Origin of the sequence: Amycolatopsis sp. NPDC051071, from assembly GCF_040682875.1 — a bacterium.
Taxonomy (GTDB): Bacteria; Actinomycetota; Actinomycetes; order Mycobacteriales; family Pseudonocardiaceae; genus Amycolatopsis.
The window spans coordinates 15685-31441 of the sequence record NZ_JBFBBY010000095.1 but is presented as its reverse complement, the minus strand read 5'-3'; the positions used below and the strand labels follow the sequence as shown (position 1 = coordinate 31441).

Sequence of the window (15757 nt, the reverse complement as noted above, 5' to 3'; positions counted from 1 at the left end):
GGGGTCCCCATAGGACGAATTTTGTCCTATGGGGACCCCTCATGACACTTCCGCGCTCAGAGACACCCGCCCCGCCGGATGCCAGGAACGGACCGTTCCTCGCAGAATTTGCCAGGAACGGGCCCCCCTCATGGCACGTCAGGTGAGGCTCAGCGCCCCCGAAACCCCTTCACGGCCTCAAGCGCCGTGTCCGGCTGGTCGGCGAAGTACCCGTCGACGCCCGCCTTGAGGAACGCCTCCTGCTCGGCGAACGCGTTGCCGTACTCGGCGAGGTTTCCCGACGAGCGCAGGTTCTGCGGGAGGAAGTTGTTCTCGTTGCGGAACGTGTACGGCCCGACCTTCAGCCCGGCCTTGTGCGCGTCGGTGACGAGCCGCGTCGGTTGCCCCAGCGCACCGTTCACCACCGGGATGACCTGCGCCTTCTCCGGGCCCAGGTAGTCCGCGTACGTCGAAATCTCCTTCAGGCCCGCCGGCGTGACGAGGTCGGCGTACGTGCGCGGGTCCCCCTTCGCGACGAAGTCGGCCGGAGCACCGCTCGCCGAGGTCAGCTGCAGCAGCGGCACCCGCACCTGGCGCGAGAGCGCGATCAGGTTCGACACCTCGAACGACTGAATGATGACCGGCGCCTTCGGGTGGTTGAGCCCGTTGCGCTTGAGCAGTTCGACCAGCTTCGGCTCGGTCGGGTTCTTGATCGACGAGAAGTACGTCGAGTGCTTGACCTCCGGATAGGTCCCCAGCTCACGGCGCAGTTCGCGGCCGAGGCGGCGCGTCAGGTCGAGCACCTCCTGATAGGTGGCGATCTGGAAGCGGCCGTCGTAGAGCCGGTTGTTCGGCCGCAGCTGCGGGATCCGCTCGGTCGCGCGCAGGGTCTTCAGCTCGGCGAGGGTGAAGTCCTCGGTGAACCAGCCGGTGAACGACGTGCCGTCGATGACCTTCGTCGCCTTCCGGTTCGCGAACTCGGGGTGCTTCGCGACGTCGGTGGTCCCGCCGATCTCGTTCTCGTGCCGGGCGACCAGCTGCCCGTCCTTGGTGGGCACCAGGTCGACGTCAACCCAGTCGACGCCTTGGCGGTAGGCGAGCTCATACGAGGCGAGCGTGTGCTCCGGGCGGTAGCCGGGTGCGCCGCGGTGTCCGACGATCACCGGACCATCGTGACCCCTTGCCTGTGCCGACACATCTTGGGCGCCCGTCTCGGTGGCACCGGCCAGCCCTGTGACGCTGAGTACGGCGAGACCGGACAGGGCGAGCACGCCCAGACGCTTTCGCATGGTGGGTAACCTCTTTCGACTTGACTCGGGGTACCGCGTCACCCTTGACGCAGGAGGCGTCCGGATGGCGAAGACGGACCGGCGGGGTGCTGGCCGCCGGGTGAACGCCGGATGGAACCACCCGCACGAGGACGGCGACGTGTTCGGGGCTGTGTCCTTCGGTGAACCCGCGACCGCGATCGCGTCGCCGGGGCAGGTTCGTGTTTTCGCAGGTCAGACGTCATGGCGCCCCGCCGCCACGATAGCGGGGCCTCCGGCCGGGGCGGGTTTCACGTGGCTCCGCCGACAGGTCGTCTCCGGCCCGGTTACCCTGTGCGTCGTGCGCGTACTGGTAATCGGGTCCGGCGCCCGTGAGCATGCACTTGTCCTCGCGGTCGCGGAAGACCCTTCCGTCACCGCGCTGGCCTGTGCCCCGGGCAACGCCGGCACCTCTTCGGTGGCCGAGCAGCTCGGCGTCGAGGCGGCCGATCCCGAATCGGTCTCCGCACTGGCCAAGCAGTGGCAGGCGGATCTGGTGGTGGTCGGTCCAGAGGTCCCGCTGGTGGCCGGAGTCGCCGACGCGGTCCGCAAGGCGGGCATCGCCTGCTTCGGCCCGTCCGCCTCCGCCGCCCGCATCGAAGGCTCGAAGGCGTTCGCGAAGGACGTCATGGCCGCCGCGAACGTGCCGACGGCGCACTGCGAGGTGGTCGACAACCCGGCACGCCTCGACGCCGCGCTCGGCCGCTTCGGCCCCACCTGGGTGGTCAAGGACGACGGACTCGCCGCAGGCAAGGGCGTCGTGGTCACGCAGGACGTCGACGTCGCGCGCAAACACGCGCTGATGCTGCTCGACGGCGGCCACCCGGTACTCCTGGAGTCCTTTTTGGGCGGCCCGGAGGCCTCCCTCTTCTGCTTCGTCGACGGCCGCACGGTCGTCCCGCTGCTGCCCGCGCAGGACTTCAAGCGCGTCGGCGACGGCGACGCGGGACCGAACACCGGCGGCATGGGTGCGTACGCGCCGCTGCCGTGGGCGCCGAAGGACCTGGTCGACGACGTCGTCGAGCGAATCGTCCAGCCCGTGGTCGACGAACTCGACAAACGCGGCGCCACCTTCTCCGGCCTGCTCTACGCCGGTCTCGCATTGACCTCGGAGGGCCCGCAGGTCATCGAGTTCAACTGCCGCTTCGGCGACCCGGAGACCCAGGTCGTACTGGCGTTGCTGCGCAGCCCGCTCGGCCAGGTTCTGCACGCGACGGCGACCGGCAAGCTCGCCGACCTGCCGCCGCTGGACTGGGACTCGGGTGCGGCGGTCACCGTCGTACTCGCCGCCGACGGCTACCCCGGCAAGCCGCGGACCGGCGACGTCATCACCGGCGGTGAACTCGAAGGCGTGCTGCACGCCGGCACCCGCCGCCGCGACGACGGCGCCGTGGTCTCGTCCGGCGGCCGCGTGCTGTCGGTCGTCGGCACCGGCAAGAACCTGAAGGCCGCCCGCAAGGACGCCTACGCGACGGTCGAGAAGGTCCACCTGGCCGGCTCGCACCACCGCACCGACATCGCCCTGCTCGCGGCCAAGGGAGAGATCGCCACCCCGATCTCGTGATTTCGGACGGAACCGTTCCGGCTCCCGGTGCGTCAAACCCGGTATTTCCTGTGAAGCTTAGGCGCTCACTACATCAGCGTTGGTAGCCTCGGCAGGGCGAACGGTCACCGTCCGTACGTATGAGGGGTGGGGTATGTCAGCATCGAGCAAGGTCCAGGACCTCGCGTCGGCTGTCCCGGTGCCACCGTCGGTGGCCGACATCCGGGTGGAACCGTCGAAGCTGCTCGAAGTCGCGAAAATCGTCGAGGACCAGGTCGACGCGCTGCAGGACAAGCTTTTGACGCGGCTTGACCAGCTGCGGATCGACACCCCGGCCAACGACACCGTGAGCACGCACGCGACCAGCGTCTGGAACGAACTGGTGGCCGATGGCGACGCGTCGTATGCCGCGCAGGTCAAGGCGTACGTCGCTGGTCTCCGTAGCCTGGTCAAGCAGCTCCGCGCGGCCGCGAAGGACTACAAGACCAGCGAGGCCGACAGGGCCGCCGCGTTCGGGGACCGTGGTGTCCACCGGGCGTAGGCCCCGTGTGCTGGTGTTCGGCGGCGTGCTCACCCTGGCGCTGACCGGCTGCGCCACGGACACGGGCGGACAGGCGTTCCCCAATGAGCCCGCGCTGGCTTCGGCCACGCAGGGCGCCAAGGCGTCCGCGCTACCGGCCAGGCCCGCCGAACTGAGTCTTCAGGGCGTCGATCCGTGTGCCTTGATCACCGCTCCGCAGCTCGACCAGCTCAAGATCAACAGCAAACCGCGCGCGGCCGCGGAACCGATCGACGGCCCGACCTGTGCCCTCGACGCGGACGCCGTGGAGCCCTTCCACGGCTTCTACGTCCGCACGGTCACCGCGGATGTAGAAGAGTGGTTCACCGGCAAGCGCCGCAAGAACAGCATGACGACCGAACCGAAAGCGGTCGGCGGGTTTCCCGCCATCACGAACTACCGCGCCGCCGGGACGCCGAGCGATTGCGAAACGCTCGTCGGTGTCGCCAAAGGGCAGACGCTGGCGGTGCGGGCCGTCACCGTCACCGCGGGCGCGTTCACCATGCCGCAGCTGTGCGAGATGTCCTCGCAGGCGGCCGAAATGGCTTTGCAGACCTTGAAAGCACGCAATTAGGGAGGGCGGCGTGAACGTTTCCGATCTCGCGGGCAGGCTCCGTGATCTTCGGTTCGACGGCTACACCGACACCGGGATCGCGACCGAGATCGAGCGCTTCCGCAGCGGCGACGGTACCGGCAGTATCGGCACCGCCGTCGACGCGCTGAAGTCCGTCGCGACCGCGCTCGCCGACACCGACAAGACACTGCGTGACGAGCTGGGCAAACTCGGCGTGGAATGGCAGAGCGAGGCGGGCGGCGCCGCGGGCGAGGTGTTCACCGAGCAGGCGGGCTTCTCCCAGGACGCGAACTCGAAGGTCTCGCACTCCGCGGAGATGATCTTCTCGCAGGGTGAGGCCTTCAACCGGACGTTGTACAAGCTGCCGGATCCGGAGACCGTCCGGAAGGGTGCGGGCGGGTTCACCATCGGCGACGTCCTGCTGAGCCTGATCGGGTTCGAGACCGACCACGCCAAGAGCGTCGACGCGGCGAACAACGCGCGGGCGCAAGCGCAGGAGGCGTTGAACGACTACGCCAAGACCAGCGGCGAAAACCTGTTGTCGACCGACACGCTGGCCGACCCGCAGGCGCTGAACCTGACCCAGACCACGACCGCCGCCGGAACGGGCGGTGGCTCCGGCGCGCTCGATCTCGCCGGGACGGCCACCGATCTGACCCCGGACGGCAGCGTGCGGCCGGCGTCGGCCGCCGTCGAATCGAAGTACGTGCCGCCGACGCCGGTCGTGCAGCCCGTCAGCAACCCGAAGTCGCCGTCGTACGACGCGCCGACTCCGGCTTACGGGGTCGCTCTCGGCGGCGGTGCTCCGGCCAGGAAGACCAGCTCCGTCACGCCTCACGGTGGAGCCACCGCCCCCGCGGCCGCTGCCCCGACCACGCCGTCCGGCACCTCACGGCCGGTGCCCGCCCCGGGCAGCGGCTGGACGACCCCGCCCGGAAACCGTCCGGCTCCGCAGCCCGAGCAGCACAGGCCGTCGTACCCGATCACCGGTGCGCCCGGCTCCCCGCCGTTCGTCCCGCCGGGTGCGCCGAACGTGCCGCCGGGCCAGTCCACCGGAACCCTGCCGCCGAGCAGCAGCACCACGTCGGCACTGCCGCCGGGTAAGACGTTCGGTACCGGCCCCGGTGTCGAGAGCGCACTGGGCAAGGGGCCGGGCTCCGGCTCCGGCCCTGGCGTCTTCAGCGGCGTCGGAGGCGGCACCGGCGGGGGCGACCAGACACTCGGCAAGGGCCGCACGGTCGGCACCGGTCCGCAGGTGCCGCTCGCCGCGGGCAACGAATCCGGCCGCGGCTTCCCGGCCGTCCCGAAGATCACCGGCCCGGCCGCGGGTGACCTTGGCGCGGGTGCCGCCGCGCTCGGCGCCGGTGTCGCGGGTGGTGCGCTGAGCGGAGACAAGGAACGCGACCGTCGTCCTCGCGAGGAAGGCGGCAGCGGCAAGCCGACCCGTCAGCTGCCGATCGGCGAGCTTCCCGAAGAGGAGGCCATGCGACGCTCCGAGAAGATCGGCGCGAAGCAGCCGAAGCCCGAGTCGAAGTTCATGGAGCGCGCGGCCACCCAAGACGTCGAAGAGGACGCGGAGCACATCCGCCGCTTCGGCGTCGACGACAAGGACCTGTTCACCGACGAGCGAATGGTTTCGCCCGACGTCATCGGTGACCACGGAAACCGGGAAGCGCGCTGACCCTGTGCCGAACGACACCGGCAGCCTGGTGCTGTCCGCCCTTGAGTTCGAGATGCTCTGGGAAGCCGAACGGCTGCCCCGCCGCCATGTCGCACTCGACGTGCCGAGCCCAGGAACAACCCATACGGAGCGGGCGGAACTGATCGAAGAGGCCTGGGAATCCCTGCGTGAGCGCGGCCTCGCGCGGGGGCATCAGGCGTCGGGCGAACTGGTCGACATGCTGAACTTGTTCGCGCATCCCCGGTTCGCGATCGACGTCTGGGTGTGGACCGATCGCGAGATCAAGGGCCAGGCGGTCAGCGTCGGGAACCAGGCCTTGCTCGGCGTGATCGACTCTGGCCAGGTGTGGCTGATCCCCGCCCGCGAAAGCTCCCTCGCCGAGGCGGCCGTCTCGGTCGCGGGTGATCTCGGCCCCGGCGTCGGCCAGTCGATCAGCATCCCGCACGACCTGCTCCGCGACGCCGACGCCGCCGCCCGTGGCGACGCGAAAACGCTGGTCACCGCGCTGGAAGACCTCGACGTCCCGCTGTGGCAGGCCCAGGAAGTGGCGGGCATGCTGCTCGGCCAGGAGGCACGCGGCCAGTTCGGCATCGAACGCGCCGGCCGCGACGGCCGCCCACGCCGCGCGGACAGTGTCATCGCCTTCTACGACACGGACGCCGGGCGGTACTTGTTCCAGGTCGCACGGAACCGGGACGGGCGGGATTGGGCGACCATCACCCCGGCCGACAACCACCTGCTGGCGACGCGGATCCGGGAAGTCGCGGACTTCTGAGTCCGATTCAGCCTGTTCACGAAGTCTTACCCGTGCGTGATTTTATCGGCGGGCGGAAGTTGGCGTGGATACGCACACGGCCCGCTGTCGAGGTCTTACAGTATGCGCGGGAACCGTCCTGATCGCCGGCGCGTCTGATCGGGCGGACACAAGTTTTCCGTGAAGGGGATGACGAACCGTGCCTGTGTACGACGTGGATTCCATGGGGATCGCCGCCGGTCAGGTGGAGAAACTCAAGGACGAGTTCGAGAAGACCAAAAAAGGCGTCACCGGTATGGATGACGAGAAGGAAAGCCCCTTCGGCGGAGTGGACGAGCACGGTGACGCGCACGGCGCCGTCGGCAAGTTCAAGCAAGGCGTCCACAGTGAATTCGACTCGGCCGGGCAGTTGATGGAGGCCACCGCTTTCGTGTTGCGGAAGGCGGCGGGGTTGATCAACGAGACGGAAGCGGTCCACGTGGACAACCTGAAGCTGCACGAACACGGAGACCGGTGACGATTCGCCTGGCCTGGGGGCCGGACGGCAAGGGGGCTTGAGCAGTGGGTTTGAACGGTGTCGGCGCGGGCGTGCCGGACGGCTGGGGTGAACTCGTCAAGAAGTCCGACCAGGTCGCCAAGGTGAACCTGGACGCCATCCACAACGCCTCCGTCCAGTTCAAGACGGCCGCCGAGAACGCGGGTGACCACAGCGCGGCGCTGACTCGATCGACGGACGCGCTGAACGGTGGTGTCTGGAGCGGACCGGCGGCGGACGCCTTCTTCGAGTACGTCAAGTCCATCACCAAGGCCGGTCAGAACGTCGAGTCGCAACTCGGCAAGGTCGTCGACGACCTCGATCGTGTCCACACCGATCTCGGCAACATCAAAACGCAGGTCGCGGACGCCTACAAGGGCGCAGAAGAAGCGGTCAACAAGCGGAACACCAAGGCGCAGTCGGACAAGGACGCGGCAATTCAGGCCGCCACGCAGGCCGAGAAGGATCACAAGCCGGCACCGAGCCCTTCGGCGGCGGAGATCATCCAGCAGGCCAAGACCGACATCAACAAGATCACCAGCGACGCGGACACCCGGGTCAAGGGGCTGCTCGACCAGGCCAACCAGATGATCCAGAAGTCCCAGGAACTGATGAAGAAGGACATCAAGGACGGCTACTCGAAGGTCCCCATGCCGGGCAAGGACGGCACCGTCCCCAAGCGCACCGGCGGTCTCCACACCGGAGGTGGCGGTGGAGGCGGCGGCGGTGGAGGTGGCGGTGGGGGCGGCGGCCTCGGATCGAGCGGCGGTCCGCCGTCGACGACGCCACCTGGCAACGTCCAGCAGTGGATCCAGGAAGCCATCAAGATCCTGCAGGCGGCCGGTATTCCGGTGACCGACGCCGACATCAACAAGATCTGGACGATCATCGAGAAGGAGTCCGGCGGTAACCCCAACGCCATCAACAACTGGGACTCCAACGCGGCGAAGGGCACTCCGTCCAAGGGATTGATGCAGTGCATCGACCCGACCTTCAACGCGCACAAGCTTCCCGGGCACGACGACATCTACAACCCGATCGACAACATCATCGCGGGCGTGCGGTACACGTTCTCGCGGTACGGCGGGTTCGACGGTCACCCCGGCCTGAAGGCCATGGCCGGTGGCGGCGGTTACCAGGGCTACTAAGGGCGGTCGTGAGTGATTTGGGTCGTTCTAACGACCCAAATCACTCACGACCTTCAGTAATCCTTCAGTACCAACGCATTCGACGCCTCGGTCAACGGCCGCATGGCCGCCTTCATGATCCGCGACCGGAACGGGAGATACGGCAGCATCCGCATCGACTGGATCTGTTTCCACTGCGCGAACCGCGTGTGCTTCCGCTGGTTCGCCGTTGCCAGAGCCTGGTTCTGCTGGACGAAGGACCGCATTTCCTCCTCGTAAGCACCAAAAGCAGCGCGATGGTCATCGCGAACAGCGAGTGAACCGGCCAGGACGTAGGCCCCGACGATCGCCAGACTGGTGCCCTGTCCCGAAAGTGGCGAAGGACCGTAGCCCGCGTCGCCGACCAGGGCGACCCGTCCCTCGGTGAACCGGTCCATCCGGATCTGGGTCATCGAATCGAAGTACAGCTCGCGCGACGCCGTTTCCCGAAGCAGTCGCGGCACTTCCCAGCCCTGGCCGAGGAACCGGTCGGCGAGCAGCTTTCGTTGCTGCTCAAGGTCATGCCGGTCGAAGTCGAGTTCCGGTGACTGGAAGCCGAGCATCGCACGGGCCTCCGAGTTACCCCGCGCGCTGTAGACACCCGCCAGTGTTCCCGGCGCCAGGTGGAAAGTCTGCCAGTGGTCCAGCTTCAGGAAGTTCGGCACGGTGAACACCGCAAGGTAAGTGTCCATATGGTGCGAAAACTGTTTCTCGGCACCGAAAACCAGTGAACGGACGACCGAATGCTGCCCGTCCGCGCCGACAACGAAGTCGAAGTCCCGCGCCTCGCCGTGGGCGAAGGTGACCCGTGCCTCGCCGGAATCCTGCGAGATCCCGGTGATCCAGTCGCCATAGACGTACTCGACACCCTCCTGCGCGGCCGAAGACAGCACGCGAGTGAGGTCGTCTCGCAGAATCTCGACGTCCTCGCTGTCGGTGAGCCCGCCGGTCAGCGTGTGTTCGGTGACTTTCACCAGTGTCTTCCCGGACCCGTTCACGAACGACATCCCGCGCATGTCCGTGCCCAGCTCCCGCAGGGGGCCGAGCAGCCCCATCCGCTCGACGACGCCGAGTGCGGAGCCGCGGATGTCGACGGCGTGTCCGCCGGTACGCGGCGCCGGGGCCCGTTCGACGACCGTCGGCGCGAAGCCGTGCCGACGCAGCCAGTACGCGAGTGTCGTCCCGGCGATCCCCGCACCCGAAATCAGTACTTTCCGCATGTGAACTCCCCTGTGTACGCTGTTTTGAAGCACTGCGTACAACGTATGAGTACCGCAACGTAGGCCCAGGAAAACCGCTGAAAAACCTCGGACGCACTAGTGCACTCAGCTAGTGCGGGGCCGGTCAAAACCGAAAAAGCCGACAGTGGTGCACTAGGGCAAGAGGAGACGCCATGACCGATCCGCCCTACCTGCGGATCGCCACCGAGATCCGCCGCCGGATCGCGGCCGGTGAGCTGCGCGAAGGCGAGAAGGTCCCGTCGACGCGCAAGATCATCGCGGAGTGGGGTGTCGCGATGGCGACGGCGTCCAAGGTGCTCGCCACCCTCAAACGGGACGGCCTGGTCGTCACCAAACCCGGCGCCGGAACGGTCGTCGCGGGGCGCACCTCGAAAGCCGTGCCACGCACCGAGGCCGACCTGTCACGCGAGCGGGTGGTCAAGGCGGCGATCCGGATCGCCGACACCGAGGGCATCCGCGCGCTTTCCATGCGCCGCATCGCGTCCGGCCTCGGCGTCGCCACGATGGCGCTTTATCGCCATGTCACCGCGAAAGAGGAACTGATCCTCGAAATGGCCGACGTCGCGCTCGGCGAGATCCGCTTCCCGGCGGACCCACCGTCCGGCTGGCGGGCGCAGCTGGAACTGATGGCCAGGGCTCAATGGGCCTTGTTCCGCCGTCACCCCTGGCTCGCACAGGCGCTGTCGATCACCCGCCCGCAACCACTGCCGAACCTGCTCACCCACGCGGACTGGGCCACCCGCGCACTCGACGGTCACGGCCTCCCGGCGTCGACGATCATGTACGCGCACATCACGATCTTCAACCACGTCCGCGGGATCGCGCTCAACTTCGAAGCCGAGACCGAGACCGAAGCCGGTACGGCGATCTCGGCCGACACGTGGCTCGCCGAGCACGAGCCGATCCTCTGGGATCTGGTCTCCGGCGGCCGTTTCCCGAACTTCGCCGGCGTCGCGCTGCGTGGTCCGTTCGACTACGACCTCGACACGCTCTTCGAGTTCGGCCTTCAGCGCCTCCTCGACGGCTACGCGGTTCTCCTCGCGAAGGCGAGTTAGCCTCACTTCATGTCCCTCCCCGGTCCCTCTGCCCGTTCCGACGTCCCGCCCTTCCACGTCATGGACGTCCTTTCGGCCGCGCAGGCAAGGCAGCGCAGCCACGGCGACCTGATCGCGCTGGTCGCGGGCCAGCCGTCCGCGCCGGCGCCGCGTCCAGTGCTCGAAGCGGCGCACCGGGCGCTGCAGGACCAGAACCTCGGTTACACCGTGCAACTCGGCATCCCCGAACTGCGCGAAGCCGTGGCGGCGCACTACAACCGCACGTACTCGGTCGAGGTGAGCCCGCAGGACGTCATCATGACGACCGGGTCTTCCGGCGGCTTCCTGCTCTCGTTCCTCAGCGCGTTCGAGGCGGGCGACCGTGTCGCGATGGCGCGCCCCGGCTACCCGGCCTACCGAAACCTGCTGAAGGTGCTCGGCTGCGAGGTCGTCGAGTTCGCCACCGGACCCGAGACGAACTTTCAGCCGACCGTCGCACTGCTCGACGAGCTGGGTCCGATCAAGGGACTCATCGTGGCCAGTCCGAGCAATCCCACCGGCACCGTCCTTCCGCCGGGTGAACTCGCCGCGATCAGCGGCTGGTGCGCGTCACGCGGTGTGCAGTTGATCAGCGACGAGATCTACCACGGCATCTCCTATGGCAGCGACCTCGACTGCGCCTGGCAGTACGGGAACGAAGCACTCGTCCTTGGCTCGTTCTCCAAGTACTTCGCGATGACCGGCTGGCGGCTCGGCTGGATGCTCGCGCCGCAGCGGCTGCACCGCGCGATCGACGTCCTGACCGGCAACTTCACCATCTGCCCGCCTGCGGTCTCCCAGCATGCCGCGGTGGCCGCGTTCACCCAGGAGTCGTACGCGGAGGCCGACGGACACGTCGAGCGCTACCGCGAGAACCGCGACGCGCTCTTCGCAGGCCTCAAGGGCATCGGCATCGAGAAGCTCGCGCCCGCCGAAGGCGCCTTCTACGCCTACGCCGACGTCTCCGCGTACACGACCGACAGCCTTAGCTGGTGCCAGCGCCTCCTCGCCGACACCGGGGTCGCGATCGCCCCCGGGATCGACTTCGACCCGGTCGACGGCGGCAAGTTCGTGCGGTTCTCCTTCGCGGGTGCGCGCGAGGACATCGAGGAGGGGGTCCGCAGGCTCGGCGACTGGCTCACCGGTCAGGGGGAACCCGGAATTCTCCCTGAACGTTAGTCAGAACGAAGGCAATTACGAGCTCAGCCTGACAACCTGGACTCACCGGGCCCGCATGGGCACGGTGAGGCAATCGGAGGAAGCCATGTTCTGGAAGATCGTCGGCGGGCTGATCCTGGCGTGGGTGGCCTTCATGGTGCTCGGGTCCGTGCTCGGTTTTCTCGTGAAGGCCGTCTTTTGGATCGCCGTCATCGGCGGTGCGGTCTTCCTCGGCACGGCCGCATACGGCGCCATCAAGGGCAAGCGCTCCCCGAAGGAGCTTCGCTGACCAACTAAGGCTTGCGTGCCACCCCGCCCAGCGACGTGCGGTTCACGGGCGAAAGCGGGGTGAAGCGCGGGCCGTCCGGCCACCACTGGTGCGGGTAAGTGAGCCCGGGGTCGAAGAGATCGAGTCCGTCGAAGAAAGACTCGATCTCTTCGCGCGTGCGGTACAGCGTGTCGAGCCCGGTGCCGCTGAAGCGCTTCTCAAGTGACGTCGCGACGTCGGCCGCTTCGGAGCCGTCGGCCGGGTTGTGCTGATGCAGCAGCACGACGAACGAGCCGGGGGCCAGCGCGTCGACGTAGCCGCGGACGACTTTCCGCGCTTCGTCGAGATCCTGGATGTGGTGGACGATCGCGCACAGGATCAGCCCGGCCGGCCGGTCGAAGTCCAGCCGGTGGGTGCGTGAAAGTTCGTCGATGACCTCGGCCGGTTCGGTCAGGTCGTTGCCCGCCATATGGGCGAAGTCGTTCGCCGCGAGCAGTGCGCGGCCGTGTGCCAGTACCACCGGATCGTGGTCGACGTAGACCACCTGCGCCTCGGGGTTGTACCGCTGCGCGACCTGGTGCGTGTTGTCCACGGTCGGGAAGCCGGAGCCGAGGTCGAGGAACTGGTCGATACCGGCCCGGTCGGTCAGATAGCGCACGGTGCGGACCAGCCAGTGCCGGACCTCTTTCGCCATGATCTGTGCTTGCGGCGCCAGTTCCAGGATCTGGCGCAGCACCACCCTGTCGGCCTCGTAGTTGTCGTGGCCACCCATCAGCGCGTCGAAGACCCGCGCGATGCTCGGCCGGTCGAAATCGACGGGCACGATCGGACGCCGGTCCGCTGACATGGGCACCTACCGGGGAAGTCGGCTTGGAAGGGTCCAGCGTAGGTCATCCGCTTAACCGCGCGTAAGCGGATGAGCGGTAAGGGTGAGTTATTCCGCCGAAGAGCCGAACGCCGCTTGCGCGGTTTCCACGCCGACCCAGCGTTGCGCCTTCATCCCCACCGCCCGCGCTCCGTCCACATTGGACTGACGATCGTCGAAGAGCAGGCAGTCGCCCGGTTCGGCGCCGAGTTCGGCGAGCAGGATCCGGTAGATTTTCGCATCGGGCTTCAGGCAGCCGAGGTCGCCGGAGAAGAGCTTCACGCGGAACAGGCTCGCCCATTCCTGCTCGCGTACCCAGCGGCCGAAGGTCGACGACGCGTTGGAAAGCAGCGCGAGTGCGGCACCCGCCTCATGCAGGCCTTCCAGCAGCTCGACCACCTCTGGTTCGAGGTGGGTCCAGCCTTCGACGTCGATCCTGGTCAGCTCGTCAGCGAAGGCCTGCTCGACCGGGACGTCCAGTGCGCGCCCGACACTCTGCCAGTACTCGAGGTCCGAGCCGCCCGAGTCGTACCGGACCCGTTCGGCCCAGTAGTGCGGCTCGAAATCGGCGAGTTCGAGGCCGAAGGCCTTGGCCAGCGCCGGCTTCGCGTCGGTGTGCTTACTGATGACGTCGCCGTAGTCGAAGACGATCCAGTTCACGTCAGCCCCCGGTTTTGACGCGGTGAAGGGTTTCTTCGATGTCGGCCGCGGAGAGGTCCCGGTGCAGCACGAAGCGGACGCGGCCCGCCATCGGCAGGGCGCGGATCCCCAGCTCCTCCAGCCATTTCAGGCGGCCGGGGAGATCGGGGGCGGCGGCAAGCACGATGTTGGTCTCGGGTGCGTTGACCGCCCAGCCGAGTTCGGTCAGCCCGGCCGCGAGCCGCGCCGCGTTCTCATGCGACTCGGCCAGTTCGTCGACGCGGTCCAGCGCGACCAGGCAGGCCGCGGCCAGCACACCGCCCTGACGGACCCCGCCGCCGAGCATCTGCCGCATCCGCCGCGCCTTCTCGATGAACTCGGGACTGCCCGCGAGCACCGACCCGACCGGCGCGCCGAGGCCCTTCGAGAAGCAGGCCGAAACGCTGTCGACGCCGACCGTGAGCGCCGCGGGCGGGACGCCGAGCGCGACGGCGGCGTGCCAGAGGCGAGCACCGTCGAGGTGCACGGTGAGCCCGGCCTGTTTCGCCACCGCGAGCAGCTGGGCGTGCTCGTCGGGCGGGGTGATCGCGCCGCCTGCCGCGTTATGCGTGTTCTCCAGGCACAACAGCGAGGTCCGCAGCGCGTAGTACGGCCCGCCGGGTGCGCCGATCGCGGCCGAAAGTGTTTCCGGCGTCGGGCGTCCCGGCCCGGCGTCGTGCTCCAGCGGATCCGGCATGCCGCCAGCCAGCCAGGCCGCGGAGCCGAGTTCGTTGGTGAGCACATGCGCGCCGCGCGGTGCGAGGAACCGGTCGCCACGCTGGAGATGGACACTCAGCGCGATCAGGTTCGCCATGGTCCCGCTCGGGGTCCACAGCGCGGCAGGCATTCCGAGGAGTTCCGCGGAGCGCCGTTCGAGTGCGGCGATGGTCGGGTCGGTGCCGATGACGTTGTCGTCGACCTCCGCTTCCGCCATCGCCCGCCGCATGACGCTGTCCGGGCGGGTCACGGTGTCGGAGCGGAAATCGATGGCCGAGCTGGGGCTGAAGGTCACGTTCAGATCACATCACATCCTCCGGCTCGCCATCAATGGCCTCCCGGCTGGTCCGCCACGCCCGCTCATGCAACCGTGGACGCCCCCGGTTCCGTCCTACCAACGGCGAGGAAAGAGCGGAGACAACAACCGCGTGAACCAGCGCGACGAACAAGAGTTCGCGGAGTACTTCGCCGCGAAGCGAGACTCCGTGCGCAGGACCGCGTACATGCTCTGCGGTGACTGGCATCGCGCGGACGACCTCGCGCAGACGGCGTTCGTCGCGCTGCACCGGAGGTGGAAGAAGATCAGGGAACGGGCGGCGACCGACGCCTATCTGCGGAAGACGCTGGTCAGGGCGGTCATCGACGAGTCGAGGCGGCCGTGGCGGCGGGAGTGGCAGACCGAAGAGCTGCCCGAACCACCGCAGGACGGCTTCGACCTCGGTGAACAGGTCGTCACCAGGGAAGACCTGCTGGCCGCGTTGCGTGAAGTGCCCCCGAAACAGCGAGCCGTGCTGGTGCTGCGGTACTTCGAGGGGCTGGACGTCGGTGCGGCGGCGAAGGCGCTCGGCTGCAGCGAAGGGAACGTGAAGAGCCAGACCGCTCGCGGGCTGGCGAACCTCAGGCAGGTCATGGAGAAGGGGGAGGTGGCACGGGATGGACGAGAATGACCTGAAGGCGTTGTTCCGTGACGCCCCCGGTGACGCGCCGTCGCCGACCTTTGACACCGGTGACGTCGTCCGTGCGTCCAAACGCGCCACCGCACGACGCCGAAACGGTATCGCGGTGGCCTGTAGTGCACTGGTTTTGGTCTTGGCCGGAGTGGGCATGTTCGGCTTGCTCGACGGCCTCGGCGTCCCGCTGCCGTCCGCGGCGAAATCCGACAACGGAGCCGGTGCCCCGGAGCAACCCGGAGCGGCGTCGGCACGTCCTCTTGACAGCGGGGAGTCCCCGAACTTCTCGAACCCGCCGCCTCAGCAGGGGGGCAGCGGGCCAGAGAAGACCGGCCGGATGACGGCCGAAGGCACCTACGGGTGCGACCAGGTGGACCGGGAGCTCGCCACCGCCCTCGCTGGCGAGCTTCCGGTCCCCGTGGAGGTCGCCAAGTCGACGCCCGGCGACCTCTGTTCGACGGGAGCCAGGTCCGCGGGGTTCCAGGTGCCGGGCGGCACGGTCGCGGTCGCGGTCTTCCCGGCGGGCTCGCCGGTCCCGCCGGTACCCATCGGGGCGTCGAATGCTCAGCGGATCACGGCCAAAGGATCGTTGGTGGTCGTGGTGAGCCTCGGCGACGGCTCCGGCGGGCCCGCGTTCCCCGAAGCGGACGTCGACCGGCTCGCGGGTGTGCTCGCGGCTCGTTACTGAGCGCACCTGGCAAAATAGCCC

The 15757-nt window shown here is 68.1% G+C and carries 17 protein-coding genes; 12 read left to right on the top strand and 5 right to left on the bottom strand.

Features of this window, described 5'->3' with window-relative positions:
* Nucleotides 1-149: 149 nt before the first annotated feature.
* Nucleotides 150-1268, bottom strand: a complete 1119-nt coding sequence (locus tag AB0M65_RS26810) for a glycerophosphodiester phosphodiesterase (protein WP_364033038.1) — start codon at nt 1266-1268, stop codon at nt 150-152.
* A 319-nt stretch (nt 1269-1587) separates the two neighbouring features.
* Between AB0M65_RS26810 and purD the strand changes: the two genes are divergently transcribed.
* The 7 genes from purD (at nt 1588) to AB0M65_RS26775 (ending at nt 8080) form a co-directional block, all read left to right on the top strand.
* The gene (gene purD / locus AB0M65_RS26805; protein ID WP_364033035.1) at nt 1588-2850 is read left to right on the top strand and encodes a phosphoribosylamine--glycine ligase; all 1263 of its coding nucleotides are present in this window, start codon (nt 1588-1590) and stop codon (nt 2848-2850) included.
* Between the two features lie 133 nt (nt 2851-2983).
* Nucleotides 2984-3370, top strand: a complete 387-nt coding sequence (locus AB0M65_RS26800) for a hypothetical protein (protein ID WP_364033032.1) — start codon at nt 2984-2986, stop codon at nt 3368-3370.
* A complete protein-coding gene (locus AB0M65_RS26795; RefSeq protein ID WP_364033029.1) occupies nt 3351-3962 on the top strand; it encodes a DUF3558 domain-containing protein in 612 nt (203 codons plus the stop codon). The genes AB0M65_RS26800 and AB0M65_RS26795 overlap by 20 nt, the downstream gene beginning before the upstream one ends.
* 10 nt (nt 3963-3972) lie before the next feature.
* Nucleotides 3973-5643 (top strand): hypothetical protein, encoded by a 1671-nt coding sequence (locus AB0M65_RS26790; protein WP_364033026.1) that lies wholly within the window; start codon nt 3973-3975, stop codon nt 5641-5643.
* Nucleotides 5644-5647: 4 nt separating this feature from the next.
* The gene (locus AB0M65_RS26785; RefSeq protein ID WP_364033023.1) at nt 5648-6418 is read left to right on the top strand and encodes an ESX secretion-associated protein EspG; all 771 of its coding nucleotides are present in this window, start codon (nt 5648-5650) and stop codon (nt 6416-6418) included.
* Between the two features lie 178 nt (nt 6419-6596).
* Nucleotides 6597-6914: a hypothetical protein gene (locus AB0M65_RS26780; protein WP_364033020.1), complete on the top strand. Its 318-nt coding sequence runs from the start codon at nt 6597-6599 to the stop codon at nt 6912-6914.
* Between the two features lie 44 nt (nt 6915-6958).
* Nucleotides 6959-8080: a transglycosylase SLT domain-containing protein gene (locus AB0M65_RS26775; RefSeq protein ID WP_364033017.1), complete on the top strand. Its 1122-nt coding sequence runs from the start codon at nt 6959-6961 to the stop codon at nt 8078-8080.
* 53 nt (nt 8081-8133) lie between these two features.
* Here AB0M65_RS26775 and AB0M65_RS26770 read toward each other — a convergent pair whose 3' ends face one another.
* Nucleotides 8134-9318: an FAD-dependent monooxygenase gene (locus AB0M65_RS26770; protein ID WP_364033014.1), complete on the bottom strand. Its 1185-nt coding sequence runs from the start codon at nt 9316-9318 to the stop codon at nt 8134-8136.
* A 173-nt stretch (nt 9319-9491) separates the two neighbouring features.
* Between AB0M65_RS26770 and AB0M65_RS26765 the strand changes: the two genes are divergently transcribed.
* The 3 genes from AB0M65_RS26765 to AB0M65_RS26755 all read left to right on the top strand — a co-directional run bounded on the left by AB0M65_RS26765 (nt 9492) and on the right by AB0M65_RS26755 (nt 11859).
* Entirely contained in the window at nt 9492-10394 is a 903-nt protein-coding gene (locus AB0M65_RS26765) for a TetR/AcrR family transcriptional regulator C-terminal domain-containing protein (RefSeq protein ID WP_364033011.1), read from the top strand.
* Between the two features lie 9 nt (nt 10395-10403).
* Nucleotides 10404-11591 carry a pyridoxal phosphate-dependent aminotransferase gene (locus AB0M65_RS26760; protein ID WP_364033008.1) on the top strand — a complete coding sequence of 396 codons (1188 nt, stop codon included), beginning with the start codon at nt 10404-10406 and terminating at the stop codon, nt 11589-11591.
* 85 nt (nt 11592-11676) lie between these two features.
* On the top strand, nt 11677-11859 hold the full coding sequence (locus AB0M65_RS26755; RefSeq protein WP_364033005.1) for a hypothetical protein: 183 nt from the start codon (nt 11677-11679) through the stop codon (nt 11857-11859).
* Between the two features lie 4 nt (nt 11860-11863).
* On the opposite strand, the gene AB0M65_RS26750 is transcribed toward AB0M65_RS26755, so the two are convergent.
* The 3 genes from AB0M65_RS26750 to AB0M65_RS26740 form a co-directional block, all read right to left on the bottom strand.
* The gene (locus AB0M65_RS26750; protein WP_364033002.1) at nt 11864-12685 is read right to left on the bottom strand and encodes an SAM-dependent methyltransferase; all 822 of its coding nucleotides are present in this window, start codon (nt 12683-12685) and stop codon (nt 11864-11866) included.
* 87 nt (nt 12686-12772) lie between these two features.
* A complete protein-coding gene (locus tag AB0M65_RS26745; RefSeq protein WP_364032999.1) occupies nt 12773-13363 on the bottom strand; it encodes an HAD family phosphatase in 591 nt (196 codons plus the stop codon).
* Nucleotide 13364: 1 nt separating this feature from the next.
* Nucleotides 13365-14393, bottom strand: a complete 1029-nt coding sequence (locus AB0M65_RS26740) for a threonine aldolase family protein (protein ID WP_364032996.1) — start codon at nt 14391-14393, stop codon at nt 13365-13367.
* Nucleotides 14394-14526: 133 nt separating this feature from the next.
* Here AB0M65_RS26740 and AB0M65_RS26735 point away from each other — a divergent pair, with 133 nt between their 5' ends.
* Together AB0M65_RS26735 and AB0M65_RS26730 are read left to right on the top strand one after the other, a co-directional pair.
* The gene (locus tag AB0M65_RS26735; RefSeq protein ID WP_364032993.1) at nt 14527-15045 is read left to right on the top strand and encodes a SigE family RNA polymerase sigma factor; all 519 of its coding nucleotides are present in this window, start codon (nt 14527-14529) and stop codon (nt 15043-15045) included.
* Complete coding sequence (locus tag AB0M65_RS26730; protein ID WP_364032990.1) at nt 15032-15736, top strand: hypothetical protein; 705 nt, start codon at nt 15032-15034, stop codon at nt 15734-15736. The genes AB0M65_RS26735 and AB0M65_RS26730 overlap by 14 nt, the downstream gene beginning before the upstream one ends.
* Nucleotides 15737-15757: the final 21 nt, after the last annotated feature.